At 65.7% G+C, this 18,648-nt stretch carries 21 protein-coding genes; 13 read left to right on the forward strand and 8 right to left on the reverse strand.

Translation table 11 applies throughout. The features are described from left to right. Positions 1–6 precede the first annotated feature (6 nt). Positions 7–876 carry a BTAD domain-containing putative transcriptional regulator gene (locus tag ACFYOW_RS06095; protein WP_387284942.1) on the forward strand — a complete coding sequence of 290 codons (870 nt, stop codon included), beginning with the start codon at positions 7–9 and terminating at the stop codon, positions 874–876. Here ACFYOW_RS06095 and accC read toward each other — a convergent pair. Together accC and accA are read right to left on the reverse strand one after the other, a co-directional pair. Continuing rightward, a complete protein-coding gene (gene accC / locus ACFYOW_RS06100; protein WP_387284944.1) occupies positions 873–2,222 on the reverse strand; it encodes an acetyl-CoA carboxylase biotin carboxylase subunit in 1,350 nt (449 codons plus the stop codon). The genes ACFYOW_RS06095 and accC overlap by 4 nt on opposite strands. A gap of 16 nt (positions 2,223–2,238) precedes the next feature. Beyond that, on the reverse strand, positions 2,239–3,930 hold the full coding sequence (gene accA / locus ACFYOW_RS06105; RefSeq protein ID WP_387286036.1) for an acetyl-CoA carboxylase carboxyl transferase subunit alpha: 1,692 nt from the start codon (positions 3,928–3,930) through the stop codon (positions 2,239–2,241). Between the two features lie 167 nt (positions 3,931–4,097). Between accA and ACFYOW_RS06110 the strand changes: the two genes are divergently transcribed. Genes ACFYOW_RS06110 through ACFYOW_RS06140 form a run of 7 tightly spaced genes read left to right on the forward strand, consistent with a single transcriptional unit; the run spans position 4,098 to position 10,712 of the window. Further along, on the forward strand, positions 4,098–5,366 hold the full coding sequence (locus ACFYOW_RS06110; protein ID WP_387284946.1) for a beta-ketoacyl-[acyl-carrier-protein] synthase family protein: 1,269 nt from the start codon (positions 4,098–4,100) through the stop codon (positions 5,364–5,366). Beyond that, the gene (locus tag ACFYOW_RS06115; RefSeq protein ID WP_387284948.1) at positions 5,363–6,580 is read left to right on the forward strand and encodes a ketosynthase chain-length factor; all 1,218 of its coding nucleotides are present in this window, start codon (positions 5,363–5,365) and stop codon (positions 6,578–6,580) included. Before ACFYOW_RS06110 ends, ACFYOW_RS06115 begins: the two co-directional genes overlap by 4 nt. 11 nt (positions 6,581–6,591) lie before the next feature. Next, positions 6,592–6,837 carry an acyl carrier protein gene (locus ACFYOW_RS06120; protein WP_387284950.1) on the forward strand — a complete coding sequence of 82 codons (246 nt, stop codon included), beginning with the start codon at positions 6,592–6,594 and terminating at the stop codon, positions 6,835–6,837. After that, positions 6,834–7,772 carry an aromatase/cyclase gene (locus tag ACFYOW_RS06125; protein ID WP_387284952.1) on the forward strand — a complete coding sequence of 313 codons (939 nt, stop codon included), beginning with the start codon at positions 6,834–6,836 and terminating at the stop codon, positions 7,770–7,772. The genes ACFYOW_RS06120 and ACFYOW_RS06125 overlap by 4 nt, the downstream gene beginning before the upstream one ends. Continuing rightward, positions 7,769–8,704: an MBL fold metallo-hydrolase gene (locus ACFYOW_RS06130; protein WP_387284954.1), complete on the forward strand. Its 936-nt coding sequence runs from the start codon at positions 7,769–7,771 to the stop codon at positions 8,702–8,704. The genes ACFYOW_RS06125 and ACFYOW_RS06130 overlap by 4 nt, the downstream gene beginning before the upstream one ends. After that, positions 8,692–9,951, forward strand: coding sequence for an FAD-dependent oxidoreductase (locus tag ACFYOW_RS06135; protein ID WP_387284956.1), 1,260 nt, complete (start codon positions 8,692–8,694; stop codon positions 9,949–9,951). The genes ACFYOW_RS06130 and ACFYOW_RS06135 overlap by 13 nt, the downstream gene beginning before the upstream one ends. A gap of 2 nt (positions 9,952–9,953) precedes the next feature. Then, complete coding sequence (locus ACFYOW_RS06140; RefSeq protein ID WP_387284958.1) at positions 9,954–10,712, forward strand: alpha/beta fold hydrolase; 759 nt, start codon at positions 9,954–9,956, stop codon at positions 10,710–10,712. A 20-nt stretch (positions 10,713–10,732) separates the two neighbouring features. Here the strand turns inward: ACFYOW_RS06140 and ACFYOW_RS06145 are convergent, their stop codons facing one another. Beyond that, positions 10,733–11,053 carry a winged helix-turn-helix transcriptional regulator gene (locus ACFYOW_RS06145; protein WP_387284960.1) on the reverse strand — a complete coding sequence of 107 codons (321 nt, stop codon included), beginning with the start codon at positions 11,051–11,053 and terminating at the stop codon, positions 10,733–10,735. A gap of 177 nt (positions 11,054–11,230) precedes the next feature. Between ACFYOW_RS06145 and ACFYOW_RS06150 the strand changes: the two genes are divergently transcribed. Next, positions 11,231–11,725 carry a luciferase family protein gene (locus tag ACFYOW_RS06150; protein ID WP_387284962.1) on the forward strand — a complete coding sequence of 165 codons (495 nt, stop codon included), beginning with the start codon at positions 11,231–11,233 and terminating at the stop codon, positions 11,723–11,725. A 29-nt stretch (positions 11,726–11,754) separates the two neighbouring features. Further along, the gene (locus ACFYOW_RS06155; protein ID WP_387284964.1) at positions 11,755–12,144 is read left to right on the forward strand and encodes a lipocalin-like domain-containing protein; all 390 of its coding nucleotides are present in this window, start codon (positions 11,755–11,757) and stop codon (positions 12,142–12,144) included. A gap of 9 nt (positions 12,145–12,153) precedes the next feature. Here ACFYOW_RS06155 and ACFYOW_RS06160 read toward each other — a convergent pair whose 3' ends face one another. Continuing rightward, a complete protein-coding gene (locus ACFYOW_RS06160) occupies positions 12,154–12,624 on the reverse strand; it encodes an acetyl-CoA carboxylase biotin carboxyl carrier protein (RefSeq protein ID WP_387284966.1) in 471 nt (156 codons plus the stop codon). A 12-nt stretch (positions 12,625–12,636) separates the two neighbouring features. Next, positions 12,637–13,419 (reverse strand): SDR family NAD(P)-dependent oxidoreductase, encoded by a 783-nt coding sequence (locus ACFYOW_RS06165; protein WP_387284968.1) that lies wholly within the window; start codon positions 13,417–13,419, stop codon positions 12,637–12,639. A 160-nt stretch (positions 13,420–13,579) separates the two neighbouring features. Between ACFYOW_RS06165 and ACFYOW_RS06170 the strand changes: the two genes are divergently transcribed. The 3 genes from ACFYOW_RS06170 (at position 13,580) to ACFYOW_RS06180 (ending at position 16,569) form a co-directional block, all read left to right on the forward strand. Next, complete coding sequence (locus ACFYOW_RS06170; protein WP_387284970.1) at positions 13,580–13,999, forward strand: nuclear transport factor 2 family protein; 420 nt, start codon at positions 13,580–13,582, stop codon at positions 13,997–13,999. A 36-nt stretch (positions 14,000–14,035) separates the two neighbouring features. After that, the gene (locus ACFYOW_RS06175) at positions 14,036–14,647 is read left to right on the forward strand and encodes a malonic semialdehyde reductase (RefSeq protein WP_387284972.1); all 612 of its coding nucleotides are present in this window, start codon (positions 14,036–14,038) and stop codon (positions 14,645–14,647) included. Between the two features lie 488 nt (positions 14,648–15,135). Next, positions 15,136–16,569 (forward strand): aminobutyraldehyde dehydrogenase, encoded by a 1,434-nt coding sequence (locus ACFYOW_RS06180; RefSeq protein ID WP_387284974.1) that lies wholly within the window; start codon positions 15,136–15,138, stop codon positions 16,567–16,569. A 12-nt stretch (positions 16,570–16,581) separates the two neighbouring features. Here ACFYOW_RS06180 and ACFYOW_RS06185 read toward each other — a convergent pair whose 3' ends face one another. Genes ACFYOW_RS06185 through ACFYOW_RS06195 form a run of 3 tightly spaced genes read right to left on the reverse strand, consistent with a single transcriptional unit; the run spans position 16,582 to position 18,569 of the window. After that, positions 16,582–17,805, reverse strand: a complete 1,224-nt coding sequence (locus ACFYOW_RS06185) for an aspartate aminotransferase family protein (protein ID WP_387284976.1) — start codon at positions 17,803–17,805, stop codon at positions 16,582–16,584. 11 nt (positions 17,806–17,816) lie between these two features. Next, a complete protein-coding gene (locus ACFYOW_RS06190) occupies positions 17,817–18,263 on the reverse strand; it encodes a Pr6Pr family membrane protein (RefSeq protein WP_387284978.1) in 447 nt (148 codons plus the stop codon). 12 nt (positions 18,264–18,275) lie between these two features. Further along, positions 18,276–18,569, reverse strand: coding sequence for a hypothetical protein (locus ACFYOW_RS06195; RefSeq protein WP_387284980.1), 294 nt, complete (start codon positions 18,567–18,569; stop codon positions 18,276–18,278). Positions 18,570–18,648: the final 79 nt, after the last annotated feature.

Below are 18,648 nucleotides of genomic sequence, written 5' to 3' on the forward strand. Positions count from 1 at the left end.
ACTCCGGTGAAGTATCCAGTGTGCGCTCGCGTGTTGGGCCCGTTGACGCTTGCTCTAAATAATCACAACGCAACGCCGACGGCACAGAAACAACGCCAACTACTCGCCTTACTACTCGTCAGACACGACACTGTCGTTCCGGTAACCACACTCGCGGAAGAGTTGTGGAACGACGATCCGCCGCGCAGCGCCGTCACCGTCGTGCAGACCTATGTGCTGGGAATTCGAAAGAAGATGGCCGAGCAACTCGGCATTGGGCAGGCCGAGGTGGCCGAACGTTTTCTCCGCACCCGCAGTAAAGGGTATTCGTTCGACGTCAAGGACTGCGTCTTCGATTTGCGCGACTATCAGAGCATGTCCGAGGCCGCGCGCTGCGCCGCCAAGGCCGGCGACGACTATCGCGCGGTCGATCTGTTCACCGCCGCGGAGGCGCTGTGGAGCGGTCCGGCACTGGTCGATGTGGAGGGCGGTATCCCGCTCGCCGCGGAGATCTCGCATCTGGATCACCTGCGGCTGACCAATATCGAGCTGCGCGTCGAGGCCGAGCTGCGACTCGGTCGATATCGCGAAGCATGCCCTGACCTGGCCCGACTCACCATGCAGCACCCGCTGCACGAGCGGCTGCAGGCGTATTACATGTTCGCTCTCAGCCGGGCGGGCCAGCGCGCCCGCGCATTGGAGTCCTACCAGCAGTTCAGCAGGTCGATGCAGCGCGAACTCGGCCTGGATCCCTGCCAGAAGCTACAGAAATTGCATCAGGATATCCTCGCCGCCTCCGACGTATCGGTCAGTGCCATGCTCAACAGCCGCCACGCGGGATACCTCATCGGCTGGTACTCCCCCGAATTCCGCTCGGCTCGAGCAAAACTCGCCTAATCCCCTCGCAACATCTCGTCTACCAGCGCGGTCGAATGCGTCGCCGACCGCATCGCCGGGTGATCGAGTACTTCCCGCAGAAAATCCCGGGTCGTCGCGACGTGCGCACCCGAAATCCGGAATTCGGCCAGCGCTCGTCGCATGCGTGCGAGCGCCTGGTCCCGGTCCGGCGCCCAGACGATCAGTTTGGCAAGTAGCGAATCGTAGTGTGGTGGGATCGAATATCCGGCGTCCACGTGTGTATCGATGCGCACGAACGGACCACCGGGCGGTGTGAATTCGGACACGATTCCGGGCGCCGGCGCGAATTCAGCAGATGGGTCCTCGGCATTGATGCGGCATTCAATTGCGGCACCGCGCAGGAAAATATCATCCTGCGCGATGCTGAGCGATTGCCCGGCCGCGATATGTATCTGCTCGGCGATCAAATCGATACCGGTAACCATTTCGGTGACCGGATGTTCTACCTGGATTCGGCAGTTCACCTCCATAAAAAAATAATTCCCCTGCCGGTCCACCAGAAATTCCACGGTTCCGGCGCCGACGTACCCGGCTTCCAGCACCCCGTCCACCGCGGATTTGCCCATCCGCGCCGCGAGCCCCTCCGGCAGCCGCGGCGCGGGCGACTCCTCGATGAGCTTCTGGTGCCTGCGCTGCACCGAGCAGTCGCGTTCACCGAGGTGCACACCGTTGCCGTAGCCGTCGCACAGCACTTGGATCTCGACATGCCGGGCACCCTCGAGGTATTTCTCCAGATAGACTCGACTGTCCCCGAACAACATTCGCGCGGTCGCCCGCGTCTCCAGATAAGCGCGTGGGAACGCCGCACTGTCGCGCACGACCTGCATCCCGCGGCCGCCGCCACCCGCGGCGGCCTTGATGATCACCGGGTATCCGATCGAGTCGGCCAGCGTGTGCGCCTCCTCGGGCTCGAGCGGATCCAGACTCCCCGGCAACAGCGGTAGCCCCGCCTTGGCCATCAGAGTGCGCGCCGACTGCTTGTCACCGAGTTGGGCCATCACATCGGCGGGCGGACCGATCAGGGTGATGCCCGCAGCACGGCAAGCATCCGCGAAATCCGCTGACTCCGAGAGGAATCCGTAGCCAGGATGGATCGCATCGGCGCCGGTCGTCTCGGCCGCGGCAAGGACGGCGGCAGCATTGAGATAGCTGCGTTTGGCCGCGGCAGGCCCGATCTGCACCGATTCGTCGGCGAACCGCACGACGGCCGACTCCGCGTCGGCGACCGAATGCACCGCGACGGTGCGCACCCCGAGTTCCCGGCAGGTGCGCGCGACCCGCAGCGCGATCTCGCCGCGATTGGCGATAAGAATCTTCTCGAACATATTGTCCCGCACTCTCTTACGCCACCGACCGAACCGTAACCTGCTGCCGCGCACCGAACCGGCGGAACCGGGCACGCCGCTCGACGGCGAGGTCCTCGCCGCTGTGACCGGTCAACTCGCGCAGGCTCGCGGTCAGCGCACGGCGCAGTTGGTTCGCCGCCGCCAGCGGTGCGGTGCCGACGTCGTCACCCGGTTCGGGCAGCACCGCATCGACGACACCGAGCCGCAGCAGGTCAGCGGCCGTAAGTGACAGCGCGGCAGCGGCTTTCGGTGCCGCAGCCGGATCGTTCCACACGATGGCCGCGCACCCTTCCGGGCTGATCACCGAGTATGTCCCGTTGGCGAACATCAGCACCCGGTTGGCAACGCCGAGCGCCAACGCGCCACCGCTGCCGCCCTCCCCGATCACCACACTGATCACCGGCACCCGCAGCGCGGACATCAGCCGGATATTCTCCGCGATCACCACCGCCTGCCCCTGCTCCTCGGCGGTCGCGCCGGGATAAGCGCCAGGGGTGTCGATCAACGTGATGACGGGCAGCCCGAGCTTTTCCGCGAAACGCATGAGCCGTGCGGACTTTCGGTATCCCGCCGGCGTCGGCATGCCGAAGTTGCGGGCCATCAGCTCCTTCGGCGCATGTCCCTTCTGATGTCCGATCACCACGACCGGCTGGTCACCGAGCCAGGCGGTACCGCCGACGATGGCCGGACAGTCGCCCGAGATGCGGTCGCCGCGCAACTCCCGGAAGCCGTCGAAGGCCAGGGCGAAATAATCGAGCGCGGTGGGCCTGCTCGGCGTGCGCGCCCGCCGAACCTGTGCCCAGGGATCGCTTTCGGGAACCCGAGCCGGGTCGGTAATGGTTCCCGCGTCCAGTTCAGTCACCGCATCGCCGGTCGGATCGACCGGACCGGCCACTCGCAGTAGCGAACCGAGTGCCTGTCGCAATCCGGAGCGTGGCACGATCATATCGATCAGGCCCCGCTCCAACAGGAATTCGGCGGTCTGGAACTTCGGGGGAAGCTCCTGCCGGATCGTCTGTTCGATCACTCGGCGACCAGCGAAGCCCAGGCGGGCCCCCGGTTCGGCGATCAGCACATCCGACAGCGTGGCGAACGATGCGGCCACCCCACCATAGGTCGGGTCGGTGATCAGCGTGATGGTGAGGATGCCAGCGCGGTCCAGCTGTTCCAGCGCCGCACTGGTTTTCGCCATCTGCATCAGCGACAGCGGTCCCTCCTGCATCCGCGCACCACCCGAGGCGGTGACGATGAGCAGCGGAATCCGTTCGGCGAGTGCGGTTTCCGCAGATCGGGTGATCATCTCACCCACCGCGGTACCCAAACTGCCACCGAGGAACCGGAAATCCATGGCCGCGATGATCACCGGATTGCCCTCGATCGCCGCGAGCGCGCACAGCACGGCATCGTGCATGCCGGTGCGCGCCCGTGCGGCGGCGAGCCGGTCCGGGTAGGGCTTGGTATCGGTGAAGGTCAGCGGATCGTCGTCGGTGCGGACGACGGCGAGCGGCTCGAACCGGCCCTCGTCGGCGAGCTGGGTGATGCGCTGCTCTGCGGTGATCGGGGTATGCCTGCCGCATTCACCGCAGACATCGAGATCGCGGGCGAATCGCTTACCGTACAGCGGAATCAGACAGGCCGGGCAGAGCACCCAGTCCGCGGCACCGTCCAGGCCGTGTGCTGACTTCATCACGCATGTCTCCTGTGCTCGGGGAAGGTGCGACCCAGCCTGCGCGCACCCGCTAGAGAACAGCTCGACTCCGGCGCTCGAGTCAGGTTCGAGGTAGGCCTTCGATGCTTGACCCCACGATCGAAGGGAGATAACGCCATGAACCCCAACGCATCCGGTGGTGCGGTATGAGCCGCCGCGTTGTCGTCACCGGACTCGGTGTCCGCGCACCCGGCGGTTCGGGTAAGGACGAGTTCTGGAAACTGCTGTCCGAGGGCCGCACCGCGACGCGCCGGATTTCATTCTTCGACCCCACCCCCTATCGGTCCCAGGTGGCGGGCGAAGCCGATTTCGACCCGATTCAGGAAGGGTTGTCGCCCAGGGAAATTCGCCGCATGGACCGAGCGGTGCAGTTCGCCGTGGTGTGCGGGCGGGAGGCGGTGGCCGATAGCGGCATCGATATCGGATCGCTGGATCCGCACCGGCTCGGCGTCAGTCTCGGCAGCGCGGTCGCCGCGGCGACCAGCCTGGAGCAGGAATATCTGGTGCTGTCGGATTCCGGTAGGAACTGGCTGGTCGACCAGACCTACCTGTCCCCGCACATGTTCGACTACATGGTGCCCAGCGTGATGCCCGCCGAGGTGGCCTGGAGTGTGGGCGCGGAGGGGCCGGTCACCATGGTTTCCAACGGCTGCACCTCCGGGTTGGATTCGGTCGGCCACGCCGTGCAGTTGATCCGTGAGGGTTCGGCCGATGTGATGCTGGCCGGTGCGGCGGATACCCCGATCACGCCCATCGTGGTGGCCTGCTTCGATGCGATCAAGGCCACCACCTCCCGCAATGACGATGCCGAACACGCCTCCCGACCGTTCGACAACTCGCGCAACGGCTTCGTGCTCGCGGAGGGGGCGGCGATGTTCGTGCTGGAGGAGTACGAGAGCGCGCGCAAGCGGGGCGCACGTATCTACGCCGAGATCACCGGCTATGCCACACGATGCAATGCCTACCACATGACCGGCCTCAAGGCCGACGGCCGGGAGATGGCCGAGGCGATCCGGGTCGCGTTGGACGAATCGCGCATCGACCCCACCGGCGTGGATTACATCAATGCGCACGGCTCGGGCACCCGGCAGAACGACCGGCACGAAACCGCCGCAGTGAAGCGCAGTCTCGGCAGGCACGCCTATGCCACACCGATGAGCTCCATCAAATCGATGGTCGGCCACTCGCTGGGTGCCATCGGCTCGGTCGAGATCGCCGCCTCCCTGCTTGCGCTCGAATACCAGGTGGTACCCCCGACGGCGAATCTGCACGAGGCCGATCCGGAATGCGATCTGGACTATGTGCCGCTCACCGCGCGCGGGCACCGGATGGACACCGTGCTCACCGTCGGCAGTGGATTCGGTGGCTTCCAGAGCGCGATGGTGTTGCGTAAGCCCAAGGCGGTGGCGGCATGATCCTGGTAACCGGTATGGGCGTGCTCGCGCCGAACGGCATCGGCGTCGAACGCTTCTGGGATGCGGTATTGGACGGCCACACTGGTATAGCACCGCTGACCCGGTTCGACACCGGTCGCAGCACCGCGCGATTTGCCGGGCAGGTCGCCGATTTCGATGCGGCCGAACATCTGCCGAGCCGACTGCTGCCACAGACCGATATTTCGACGCGGATGGCATTGGTGGCTGCGCAGTGGGCCCTGGACGACGCCAAGGTCGATACCGCGGCGTTGACCGACTACGACATGGGTGTGGTCACCGGAAATGCCTCCGGCGGTTTCGAATTCACCCATCGCGAGTTCAATAAGCTGTGGTCGCGCGGTTCCGAGCATGTCAGCGTCTACGAATCGTTCGCCTGGTTCTACGCGGTCAATACCGGGCAGATCTCGATCCGGCACGGTATGCGCGGACCGAGCAGCGCGCTGGTCGCCGAACAGGCGGGCGGTTTGGACGCGGTCGGGCATGCCCGGCGGACTGTCGAACGCGGCACACCGCTGGTGGTCACCGGCGGGGTGGATTCCGCGCTCGATCCCTGGGGCTGGGCCTCGCATCTGGCGAGCGGCGAGGTCAGCACGTCGGCTACACCGGAGCGCGCCTATCTGCCGTTCGACATCGCGGCCGCCGGATATGTGCCCGGTGAGGGCGGTGCGATGCTGGTGGTCGAGGACGCCACGGCGGCCCGCGCCCGCGGCGTGCCGAAGGTGCACGGCGAAATCGCCGGGTACGCCTCGACATTCGATCCCGCACCGGAGACGGGAAGGCCATCGGGTCTGCGCCGCGCCGCGGAACTGGCACTCGCCGACGCCGGTATGGGGCCGGGCGACATCGACATCGTCTTCGCCGACGCGGCGGGCGTACCCGACCGCGACCGGGACGAGGCGGCGGCCATCGAGGCCGTATTCGGTGCCGACGGTGTGCCGGTCACGGCGTCGAAACCGCTGACCGGGCGGCTGTTCTCGGGTGCGGGCCCGCTCGACATCGTGACCGCGCTGCTGTCCATTCGCGATTCGGTGATTCCGCCGACCGCCTACACCACCACCCTCGCCGAGGACTACCGGATCGATCTGGTGCTCGGCGCACCACGGCCCGCCACCGTCGGCGGCGCCCTCGTCCTGGCCCGTGGCCGTTGGGGTTTCAACTCCGCGGTCGTCGTGCGCGCTGTCGACCAAACCTAAGGGAGCCGATCATGACCATGACCATCACCGAATTGCGCCGGATCCTCGTGGAGTGCGCCGGCGGCGACGATATCGCCGAAGATATCGCCGGACTCGATTTCGAACAGCTCGGCTACGACTCGCTGGCGCTCATCGAAACGGCCGCACGGATCCAACGCGATTTCGGCGTGCTGATCCCGGAGGAGCAGCTCATCGATGTCAAGACGCCGCAGGAGCTGATCGATATCGTCAACAGCCAATTGCGCGGTGCGGCATGAACGTCCAGGTGATGAGCCACACCAAGGTGGTGCAGGCGCCGCCGGAGGTGGTCTACGACCTGGTGGCCGATGTGACCAAATGGCCGGTGATTTTCGCGCCGAGCGTGCTGGTGCGCCATCTGCACCGTGGACCCGATGAGGAGCGGTTCCGGTTGTGGGCCACCGTCAACGGTGAGGTGAAGAACTGGACCTCGCGGCGAGTACTGGATGCGGCGCAGCGGCGCATCGTCTTCGAACAGGAGCGCAGTCAGGCGCCGATCGCGTCCATGGGCGGCGGCTGGTCATTCCGCGAGATCGATTCCGGCACGACGAAGGTCATCCTCGACCACCGCTTCACCGTGGTGGACGGGGCGGATCCGGATCTGGTCGCGGGTGCGGTGGATCGCAATAGCGAGACCGAGTTGGCGGCGCTGGCGCGCATCGCAGAGCTGGGACATCCGGTGGACGATGTGGTGCATACCTTCGAAGACGCTGTCCCGCTCGATATTTCGGCAGCCGAAGCATACGACTTCATCTACCACAGTGAGCGCTGGCCCGAACACGTCCCGCACGTCGGCCGCATCGAACTCGACGAGGATGCCGATGGCGTGCAGCTGATGGAGATGGATACCGTTACCGCGGGCGGCATTGCGCACACCACCAAATCCGTGCGCGTCTGTGTCACCGACGAACGCATCGATTACAAGCAGCTGCTGCCGCCTGACATGCTCTTCGGGCACAGCGGCGCATGGGAATTCGCGGACGCTCCGGACGGCGCGGTGGTGACGGCGCGGCATACCGTTGCGATCAATCCGGTCGCCGCCCGCGAAATCCTCGGGGCCGATACCGATCTCGCCGATGCGCGTGCATATCTCACCGAGGCGCTGTCGACCAACAGTCGCAACACCCTGCTGTGCGCGGTGCGGTACGCCGAATCCGTGAAGTCACCGACATGACCGCCACCGAACTACCACACGTGGCCGGTGGCCCGGTAGTGCGCGAAATCGCCGACCGGGTCTATGCCTACACGCACAGTCGAGGCGGCTGGTGTGTCAGCAATGCGGGCGTGCTGGCAGGTCCGGACGGCGCGGTCGTGATCGACACTCTGGCGACCGAGGGACGCACCCGCGCGCTGGTCGAATTCGTCGACGGGCTCGGTATCGGTCCGGCCAGAACGATTGCCAACACCCACCACCACGGCGATCACAATTTCGGCAATCATCTCTTCGGGCCCACCGCCGTCGTCATCGGCCACGATCGGATCCGGCCGGAAATGATCGAGACCGGACTCGCGTTGACCGAACTGTGGCCGCAGGTGCAGTGGGGCGATGTGCGAGTCACCCTGCCCAGCATCACCTTCAGCAGCCGCGTGACCCTGTACATCGGTGACCGGCGCGTCGAACTCATCCACCTCGGACCGGCCGCGCACACCACCAATGATGTGGTGGCGTGGCTTCCCGAGGAGAAGGTGCTCTTCGCCGGAGACCTGGTGATGTCGGGGGCCGCGCCGTTCTGCCTAATGGGATCGGTGAGCGGGTCGATAACCGCGATCAAAAGGCTCGCCGAGCTGGGCGCTGAAACCGTAGTTTCCGGGCACGGTCCGGTGACCGGGCCCGAGATCTTCGAGCAGACGCTGCGATATCTGCGGTGGGTGCAGGAGTTGGCCGCCGAGGGCCGCGCCCTCGGACTCACCCCGCTGGCCATCGCGCTCGAGGCCGATCACGGTGAATTCGCCGATCTGGTCGACGAGGAACGCATAGTCGGCAATCTGTACCGCGCCGACGCGGAGTCGGCGGGCGGTCCGATCGGGGAACCGCTGGATGTGCTGTCGATTTTCAGCGAGATGATCGTGTACAACCACGGGCAGGTGCCGACATGTCTGGCGTGACAACCGTATCGGTGCAGGTCTGTGTGGTCGGCGGCGGTCCCGCAGGGCTGATGACCGGTCTACTGCTGGCCCGATCGGGCGTGGAAGTGCTTGTGCTGGAGAAGCATCCGGACTTCCTGCGGGACTTTCGCGGTGACACCGTGCACCCATCCACTCTCCGGGCGATGGACGAACTCGGGCTCGCCACCGAATTCCTCGCGCTACCGCACGTCGAACTGCCGCAGCTGCCGATGGCCACTGCGAGCGGGCCGGTGATCTTCGCCGACTTCCGCACTCTCCCAGGCGGTTTTCCGTTCGTGGCATTCATGCCGCAGTGGGATGTGCTGAACTTCCTGGCCGAGGCGGGTGGGCGGTATCCGGGCTTCCGACTGATCCAGCGGGCCGAGGTCACCGAACTCATCCAGGAGCACGACACCGTGGTCGGCGCACGGGTACGCACGCCCGAGGGACCTCTGGAGGTCCGGTCCCAGCTGGTGATCGCTGCGGATGGACGCAATTCGATGGTGCGCGCCGGCCTGCTCGAGGTCGCGGCCAGCGCGGCGCCGATGGACGTGCTGTGGTTCCGGGTCGGCAAACCCGACGGCGAACGGCTGCCTACCGTGCGCAGCGGCAATGGTTTCTTCATCGTCTGCATCGACCGCAGCGACTACCTGCAGGTCGCCTACATGATCCCGAAGGGCGGATTCGCGACCGTGCGCGCCGCCGGACTCGCCGACTTCCGCGCCGACCTCGCCGCGATCTATCCCAGCCTCACCGAGCATCTTGCCGCCGAGATCCGCACCTGGGATGACGTGAAACCCCTTGATGTGCGCGTGGACCGGCTGCGCCGCTGGTACCGACCCGGTCTGCTCGCGATCGGCGATGCGGCCCATGCCATGTCACCAGCGGGCGGAGTCGGCATCAATCTCGCGGTGCAGGACGCGATCGCGGCTGCCCGGCTGCTCGCGCCCATCCTCGGCACGGGTGCTCGACCGAGCGTCGCGCAATTGCGCGCCGTGCAGGCCAGGCGTGAATTCCCCATGCGGGTAGTGCAATTCGCGCAGCTGCGGCTGCTGTCGGATCTCTATCCGAATGCCGGGCGGCCGGGCACCGATAAGCCACTGCTGGTGCGTCTGCTGCGGCGCTTTCCCCGCCTCCCACGTTTGGTGGCCCGGGTGATCGGGCTCGGCATCCGGCCCGAACACGTGCCACCGGCGGCCGATATCGCCGGAACCGTCACTGCCCTCACGAAATTCAGGGAGAACTGATCGTGTCGACATATCTGCTCGTCCATGGCGCATTCCACGGCGGCTGGGCCTGGCAGCGGGTGGCGCCCCTGCTCGCGGACGCCGGACACCGCGTGCTGGCGCCGTCCCTGGTCGGCCTGGGCGACCGAGCCGACCTACTGACTCCAGCGGTCGGCCTGGATACCCATGTCGAGGATCTGGTCGGCCTGCTCACCTCCGCGGATCTCACGGACGTCATCCTGGTCGGGCACAGCTACGCGAGCATCGTGGTGACCGCGCTCGCCGACGCCGTCCCCGACCGTATCGCCGAACTCGTCTATATCGACACCTTCGTTCCGCGCGACGGTGAGGCGGTCGCCGACATCATGCCCGGCATGGTCGATGCCTTCGCCGCCGCGGCGGCCGAATACGGTGACGGCTGGCGCGTACCGCCGCAGACCGAGCCGATGGGCGACGGCGGCCTGTACGGCATTACCGAGGAGCCCGATCTGAGCTGGGCCGCCTCGCTGATGACCGCCCAGTCCCTCGAGACGTTCCAGCAGCGCATGCTGCTCACGAATCCCGTTGCACTGGCCGATATTCCGGTGACACATGTGTATTGCAGCGAGGGCGGCGAAGCCTACAAGGCCATGCGCGCCGCCATGCCGCGCACCCTGCCGCCGGCCGATCTGCCGCCCGGCCGCCTGCACGTGCTGCCGACCGGACACGACTGCATGATCACCATGCCACGCGAATTGGCCGGGCACCTCCTGACATTGGCGCCACGGACCAGTCTTGCTTGATGCCGACCAGCCGGATCGGGTCAGGATTCGGCCGCGTCGTAGGCGGCGCGGGCGGCGAGTACTTCGCCGAGATGCACGCTCGACCAGTCGACGATGCTCGCGAAGACCGGGGTCAGGGTGACCGCGAGCGGGGTTGCTTCGTACTCGACGCGGGGCGGCACCTCGGCGTGGTAAGTGCGCGACACCAGTCCGTCGCGTTCCAGCTGACGCAGGCGCTGGGTCAGCACCTTGGGGGTCAGGCCCGGAATGCGCTGCTCGAGTTCGGTGAAGCGCAGGCGGCCGTCATGGGTCAGCACCCAGAGCACCTGGGTGGACCAGCGGCCGAAAACCAGGTCGATCACCGGCGTGATCGGACACGGATCGACAGTGGCCGGCCCACCCCTCGTCGAATCGCCACGCGATGTTGGCCTCATTGACCCTCACTTTCCACTTGGTAAGTACTATACTTTGGAAAGTACTGTGAGACCAGGGGGCGTGAGCGAGCATCACCGCGAACGAAAGCCGAAGGGAACACAGTCATGACAACGACATCCGTGGACGGACGCATCGATCTGCCGCGCCGCTCCGGCGACCGGCCGCACACCCGGGCAGTCAATCCACATCAGCAGCTCAGTCAGCTCGCGCCACCGGATCTGCAGGAAGCCCTGTGGTCGCGAATGACCACGCTGAACGGCGTGCTGCTCGGCCGGAGCGGCGTTTCGCTACCCGATACCCGGGCGCTGCACCTGCGCCCGACCATCGCCAAGGGACCGGGCGAGGCATATCTGGTCGGCACCGAGTTCGCCCATCTACACGGATACGACGACGGCAGCCTGCACATATGTCTGCCGAAAGATATTGCGGCCGAGGCGATCGCGCAGGGGTGGGCGGAGTTGCACCCGATGGCGCGTCAGCGTTTCCTGCCGCAGACGCTGGTAATGGTCTACGGGCCACGCGATCTCGACGAACTCGAGGTTATCTGGCGGCTGGTACGGATCAGCCACGGCTTCGCACGCGGGGCGGCTACAGCGTGATTAGAGCGGCGGCCGCCATCGTGGGAGCCATGAACGCGACCGATCTCGTCGGAACCTGGGAATTGCTGTCCTACTTCGATATCGACGAACACGATGCGACCAGCACCGGGCCATTGGGTGCCGCACCGCGCGGCCTGCTGATCTACGGCGCACACGGCTACATGTCGGTCAGCATGATGCGTACCGACGCGGCCACGGGCGCACCGCCCTTCATGGGTTATGCGGGAACCTGGCGCAGGCGCGGCACGGAGATGGTGCACACGATCACCGTGTGCTCGAACCCGGCCTGGGCCGATACCGAACAGGTGCGCCAGATGTCGCTCAACGGTGACATTCTCACGCTGATCGGGGCCGCCGAGGTCGGCGGGCGGATGCAGCGCCGGGTGCTGACATGGCGCCGCTCCTGCCCGCCCGCCTGAAATACCTTGTCATTCCGGAGAATACGAAAATAGAGACTGATCGAATTGGACCGGTTCGTTGTCTTCCACGAGTATTCCGGTGATCACACCGCTGGTCTGCGCGGTCACCGGGATCATCAACTTCATCGCCTCCACGATGGCGATCTGCTGTCCGGCCGTGACGCGGTCACCCACCTGGACGAACGGGTCCGCGCCGGGTTCCGGGCTGCGGTAGAAGACCCCGACACTGGGTGCGCGGAACACCGCACCGATCGGCGGGTCATCCTGTGCTACAACGGTTTCCACTGTCGCTTGCGTTGGGGCCAACGGAAGCCCCGCGACCTGCCATTCGGCTTCGATCGTCACCTCGCCCACCTGGACACGCAGCGCGCTGGGCTGCTGCGGGAAGCCCGCGAGCAGTTGCAGCGCGCCGGTCTGGATGGCTTCGAGTACCCGCAGATACTCGTCGTGCCCGGTTATGTTCTCCTCCAGTGCGGTCATTGCTCAGGCCTCTCAGTAATTGCCCAGTCCGCCACAGACATTCAGCGCCTGTGCGGTGACCGCACCCGCGCCGGGGCCGACCAGATAGTCGACCATCGCCGCGACCTCGAACGGCTGCACGTAACGTCCGATCGGGACGCGCGCGCTGACCCTGGCGTGCACCTCGTCGGTGTCCACGCCCCACAGAGCGGAGTAGACCTCCCGAACGCGTTCTGCCATCGGAGTTTCCACGAAGCCGGGGCACACCGCGTTCACCGTGATCCCCGTCTTGGCCAGTTCCAGTCCGAGCGCTTTGGTGAAGCCGACGACACCGTGTTTGGAGGCCGAATACGGCGCACCGTGTACGACACCCTGTTTACCGCCGGTGGAGGCGATATTCACGATACGACCGCTGCCGCGCTCGAGCATGCCGCCTGCGGTCAGTACCGCCTTGGTCATCAGGAAGACGCTGTTGAGGTTGGTATTGATGACGTCGAACCACAGGTCGTCGGTGACCTGCGCGGTGACGCCGCCGCCGCTGCGGCCCGCATTGTTGACCAGGATGTCGATCGGGCCGTAGCGCCGCACGCCCGCGTCGACGTATTCACGGATCTGCGCGGCATCGACGACATCGCAGACCGTGCCGTCGACCTCGTGGCCGTCGTCCTGCAGGCTCTTGACCGTATCGGTCACCCGCTGCTGATCACGGGCGCACATGAAAACCGCGATCCCCTGGGCTGCAAGGCTCTTGGTGATCTCGAGGCCCATACCGCTGGTTGCTCCGGTGACCAGCGCGACTCGCTGAGTTTCCGCCATGACTCCTCCATCGGTCTTTCCGTACTCGCCGGGCATATCGACCTCCAGACTCGTCGCGGGTCCTATAGCCCCGGTCAACCCGCGCGCGGCTCGAGCCAGCCTCTAGCGGCATCGGCGACCGTTGCGTGCAGCCGCGCCCCGCCGCAACCAAGGAGCCACCATGACCACCGTCGCCAGCCGCACCGAGTTGTACGCCGAGGTCCAGCAGTTCTACGCCGATCAGATGCAGCGGCTGGACAACCGCGACATCCCGGGTTACGCCGAAACCTTCACCGAGGACGCGGAATTCGAACACACACCGGGTCGGCCACCGGCCCGGACCAGAGCGGGCATCGTCTCGGACCTGGTCGAATTCCACAAGCGCTTCGAGGCCGATCCGATGCAGCGCAGGCACTGGTTCAACATGATCAACCTGCAGCCGCAGGACGACGGAACGATCGTCTCCATCGCCTACTGCCTCGTGGTCAAGATCCGGCCGAACAGCAAGCCGGAAATCGCGCCGAGCTGCGTCGTGCACGACGTGCTCGTCCGCGTCGACGGCAATCTGCTGACCCGGTCCCGGCGTGTCGCCCATGACTGAATCCGCTGTCCCCGACCATATCTCGAGGAGAACCACGTGAACACCGTGCAGCCGGCAACCCTGTTGCCCCTTGCCGCCGAAGCCCAGGACCTGTTGTTCAGGGAGGCGCGCACTGCGAACACCTTCACCGACGCACCGGTCACCGACGACCAGATCCGCGATATCTACGAACTGATCAAATACGGCCCGACATCGATGAACCAGCAACCGCTGCGCATCGTCCTGGTCCGCAGCCCCGAGGCGCGGGCCCGCTTGGTCACCCACATGATCGACAACAACAAGCCCAAGACCGCGGCCGCGCCCCTGACCGCAATCCTGGCCGCCGACTTGAACTTTCACGAAAACCTGCCGAAGGTCTTCCCGCATGCCGCCGAGGCCAAGGAATACTTCGCCGACCGGGACTACCGCGCCGAATCGGCCCGCTTCAACGCCCTCATCCAAACCGGCTACTTCATTCTCGGCATCCGCGCCGCAGGACTGGCCGCCGGCCCGATGAACGGATTCGACGCCGAGGGCTTGGACAAGGACTTCTTCCCAGATGGCACCCACAATTCACTCGTCGTGGTCAATATCGGCACCCCGGGAGCAGACGCCTGGTTCCCCCGCTCGCCCCGCCTGACCTACGACGAGGTCGTGACGACGGTGTAAGCAGCGGGCATGCCCGACGAGTGGCACACGGATGTGGCAAGGGTCCGAGTAGGCGCGACCATTGTGTGCCACTCGTCGATGCGGTGCGAGTGGAACCCGCGATCGAGCGGCTCTGCGCCGCAAACCTGTTTTCGAGACGCTTTCCACCGGCACCGATGTGACGGCGGAACGTGGGCTCGTACCTGAATTGCCGAAAACCCGGACACAGGGGCAATGCCGCACCGATTTTCCGGGAACTCGAATGACAACATTGCAGCGCAGCCGAAAGTCGTCGCAATGCAAAGCGAAACAATGCTGTGCAAATACAAATTGAGAGGGCTTCGACTTTGTCGTCCTCGGCAGCAACAAAGGCGTAAGCTCGATCCATTCGGTGTCGTTGACATCGAAATATTCATGATCGACAAGTAGGCGACGGCACCTGATGCCAAGTCGACCGAACGTCCCACGCCAGAGATTTGTCGACTCAACAGAGCAACCGAGGAGGCAGCATGACAGTGGTCCAGAACTTCATCGACGGCAAGCTCGTCGACTCGGTCGATGGTGCGACCATGGCACTGGTCGACCCTGCCACCGGTGATCGGTACGGCACTGCCCCGGCGTCCGACGAACAGGACATCGACAACGCGTACGCAGCTGCGGCGAGGGCATTCGAGGACTGGAAACGCACGACGCCGTCGCACCGCCAGAAGGCATTGTTGGATTTCGCCGACGAGTTGGAGACCGCCGCCGACGCGCTTGTTGCGGCCGAGGGTCGCAATACCGGCAAACCGAACCACATCACCTCGGCGGTGGAGATCCCGCAGATGCTGGATCAGACCCGATTCTTCGCGGGCGCGGCACGGGTACTCGAGGGCAAGTCGGCCTGCGAGTACCTGGCGGACTTTACATCGTGGATTCGCCGGGAGCCGATCGGTGTCATCGGGCAGGTGACGCCGTGGAATTACCCGATGATGATGGCGATCTGGAAATTTGTTCCCGCGATCGCGGCAGGCAACACCGTAGTGATCAAGCCGAGCGACACCACCCCGGTGACCACGGTGATGCTGGCCGAACTCGCGTCCGAGCACCTGCCGCCAGGCGTGCTCAATGTGGTCACCGGCGACCGGGTGACCGGTGCCGCGGTGGTGGCGCATCCGACCCCGCAGATGGTGTCGATCACCGGTTCGGTGGCAGCGGGCCGTGCTGTCGCGGAGTCGGCCGGCGCCCGCCTGAAGCGCACACATCTGGAGTTGGGCGGGAAAGCGCCGGTAATCGTGTTTCCCGACGCTGATATCGCCGCTGCCGCCCGAGGCATCGCGGCCTCGGGTTATTTCAACGCCGGACAGGATTGCACGGCGGCCACCCGGGTGCTCGGTCATGCGTCGGTGGCCGATGATTTGACCGCGGCGCTGGCCGAGCAGGCAGGCAGTGCCACAACGACATTCGGCAAAGCCGCCGATGACGAAGACGCCTGGGTACCACCGGTGAATAACGCCGACCAACTACAGCGGGTGCTCGGCTTCCTCGATGATGTGCCCGATCACGCGTCGGTCGTGGTCGGCGGGCACCGACAGGGCGACCGCGGGTACTACGTCGAGCCGACGGTCATCGGCGGGCTGCTCCAGCATGATCGGCTGAGCCGGCACGAGATCTTCGGCCCGGTGATCACCGTGCAGTCGTTCACCGACGAAGACGACGCGATCCGGTGGGCCAATGGTGTCGAATACGGGTTGGCGTCCTCGTTGTGGACCAAGGATGTGTCGAGGGCGCTGCGCGTATCGGCCGCGCTCGACTTCGGCTGTGTGTGGATCAACACCCACACCGCACTGATCGCCGAGATGCCGCACGGCGGGTTCAAGTCGTCCGGACACGGTAAGGACCTGTCGATGTACGGGCTGGAGGACTACACCCGCGTCAAGCATGTGATGGCCAAGATCTACTAGTGTCGCGAGGGCTCAGCCCAGCGCGCGGGTGAATCCCTCGACGAGTTCGTCGACCTGGTCGTCGGTCATCACGAACGACGGAGAGATCTGCATTGCGCCCTGGCCCGCCGCACGTCCTGAGATGCCGCACTCCCGCAGGGTTTTCACGAAGGGTAGGCCCTCGGCAGGATCGGCGAGCTGGATCGCGGCGACCGCGCCGAGACCGCTGCGGACCTCGGCGACGCGGGGGTGTTCCGCCAGAGGCGCGAGCTTTTCGTGGAGAGTGGATTCCAGGCGCTTCGCTTCGGCGAGGAGGTTTTCGCGTTCGACGATGGCGAGGTTGGCGAGGGCTGCCGCGGCGGCGCCGGCGTGGCCGCCGTAGGTGTAGCCGTGGCGCCACCAGACGCCGCCGCGGAAGAATGGGTCGGCGATGTGGGGTGCGATGAAGACCGCGCCCATGGGGACGTAGCCGGAGGTGAGGCCCTTGGCGGTGGTCATGAGGTCGGGTTCGAGCTCGAAACGGGTTGCGGCGAACCAGGATCCGCCGATGCGGCCGAAGCCGGTGACGACCTCGTCGACGACGAAGAGGATGTCGTGATCGCGGCAGATGCGGCGGACCTCGGTGAGGTAGCCGTCCGGCGGCAGGTAGATCCCGCCCGCGCCGATGATGGGTTCGCAGAAGAAGGCCGCGATGCGCTCCGCGCCGATCTCCTCGATGAGCGCGAGCAGCGCCTTCGCATCGTCCCATTCGACGGTGCGGGTATCGGCCATCAGCTCGCCGTAGCCCTCGCGGTTGACCGGGATCCCCGCCAAAGCCGTTCCCGCGATATGCATTCCGTGATAAGCGCGCTGTCTGCCGACCACAATGGTCTTGTCCGGCCGCCCCAGCTCGTGCCAGTAGCGGCGGGCGAGCTTGGCCGCGGTATCCACCGAATCCGAGCCGCCGGAGGTGAAGAAGATCTTGCTGCCCGGCACCGGTGCGATGCTCGCCAACTTCTCCGCCAACTCCTGGGTGGCGGGTTCTGCGAAATCACCGAAGTTCGAATAGTGCGCGACCGTGCGCAGTTGTGCGGCGACCGCATCCGCGATCTCGGCGCGTCCGTGCCCGACGTTGGTGAACCACAGCCCGGCCGTGGCGTCCAGATACCTGGTGCCCGCCTGGTCGTAGATGTAGGCGCCCTCACCACGTGCAACGACGAACGCACCATCGCGTTCGACAGCACCCATATCGGCGAACCCATGCCATAGCGCGCCCATATCAACCACCTCTACTCGACAACCACGTCACTTCGTCGCTCCCTCCGGCTCGTCCGCGCCGCGCCCACGGCCGCACAGCGCACCGAGCGCGGCCACCGCGAGGCACGAATGAGCGTGTACGCGCCGTAGCCGAGCGGGTAGACCAGCCAGCCCGCGATCGGCCGCCCAGAAATACCGAGCGCGACCGGTGCCAGCATCCAGTCCACGATCATCACCATAGGCATGATGCGCTGCAGCACATCATCGACCCACCCTTGTTCATCTCCCACGCAGATATGCGACAGCAGCATCGCGTACACGATGCCCGGTGACGAGCAGATACAGCCTGGCCGCACCGCGCACCAACCGCCGGCATCGATCACGCGGATCGAACAGCGCCCCGACCAACAGCGGCGGATGCGGAAGCCGCACGACTCCTGCCGGCCGCCGATCAGTGCGCGGGTGATGTCCAGGGTCACCAGGACCAGGATTCAGTCCAGGGCGTGACGATCGGCAGGATGCGGTGCAGGACGTCGTTGATCCATCGGTCCGGCGCCGCGGATCACCTGCCGGCGGCGGTCGCGGGGGTCGCGGATCGCCCCGATCAGCAGCACTATGACGCCGAGCACATTGGATTCGATGGTGAAGTAGCTGACGCAGTCGGCCACGGAAAACCCGGACTCGCCGATGTTGCGGATCGGTATCCAGACCGGCGCCAGGATGCCGAGAACGGCAAAGGTGAAGCGCGGTACACGGATCCACAGTGGCGCGGCACCGGCTGCCATCGTCGGATCCTCCCACATCAGGACCGTTCCGAGCGGCGAGCCGAGCCGTCCGACAGCACAGTTTCGCCGACCGCACCGC

The organism is Nocardia sp. NPDC006982 (assembly GCF_042869435.1).
Taxonomy (GTDB): domain Bacteria; phylum Actinomycetota; class Actinomycetes; order Mycobacteriales; family Mycobacteriaceae; genus Nocardia.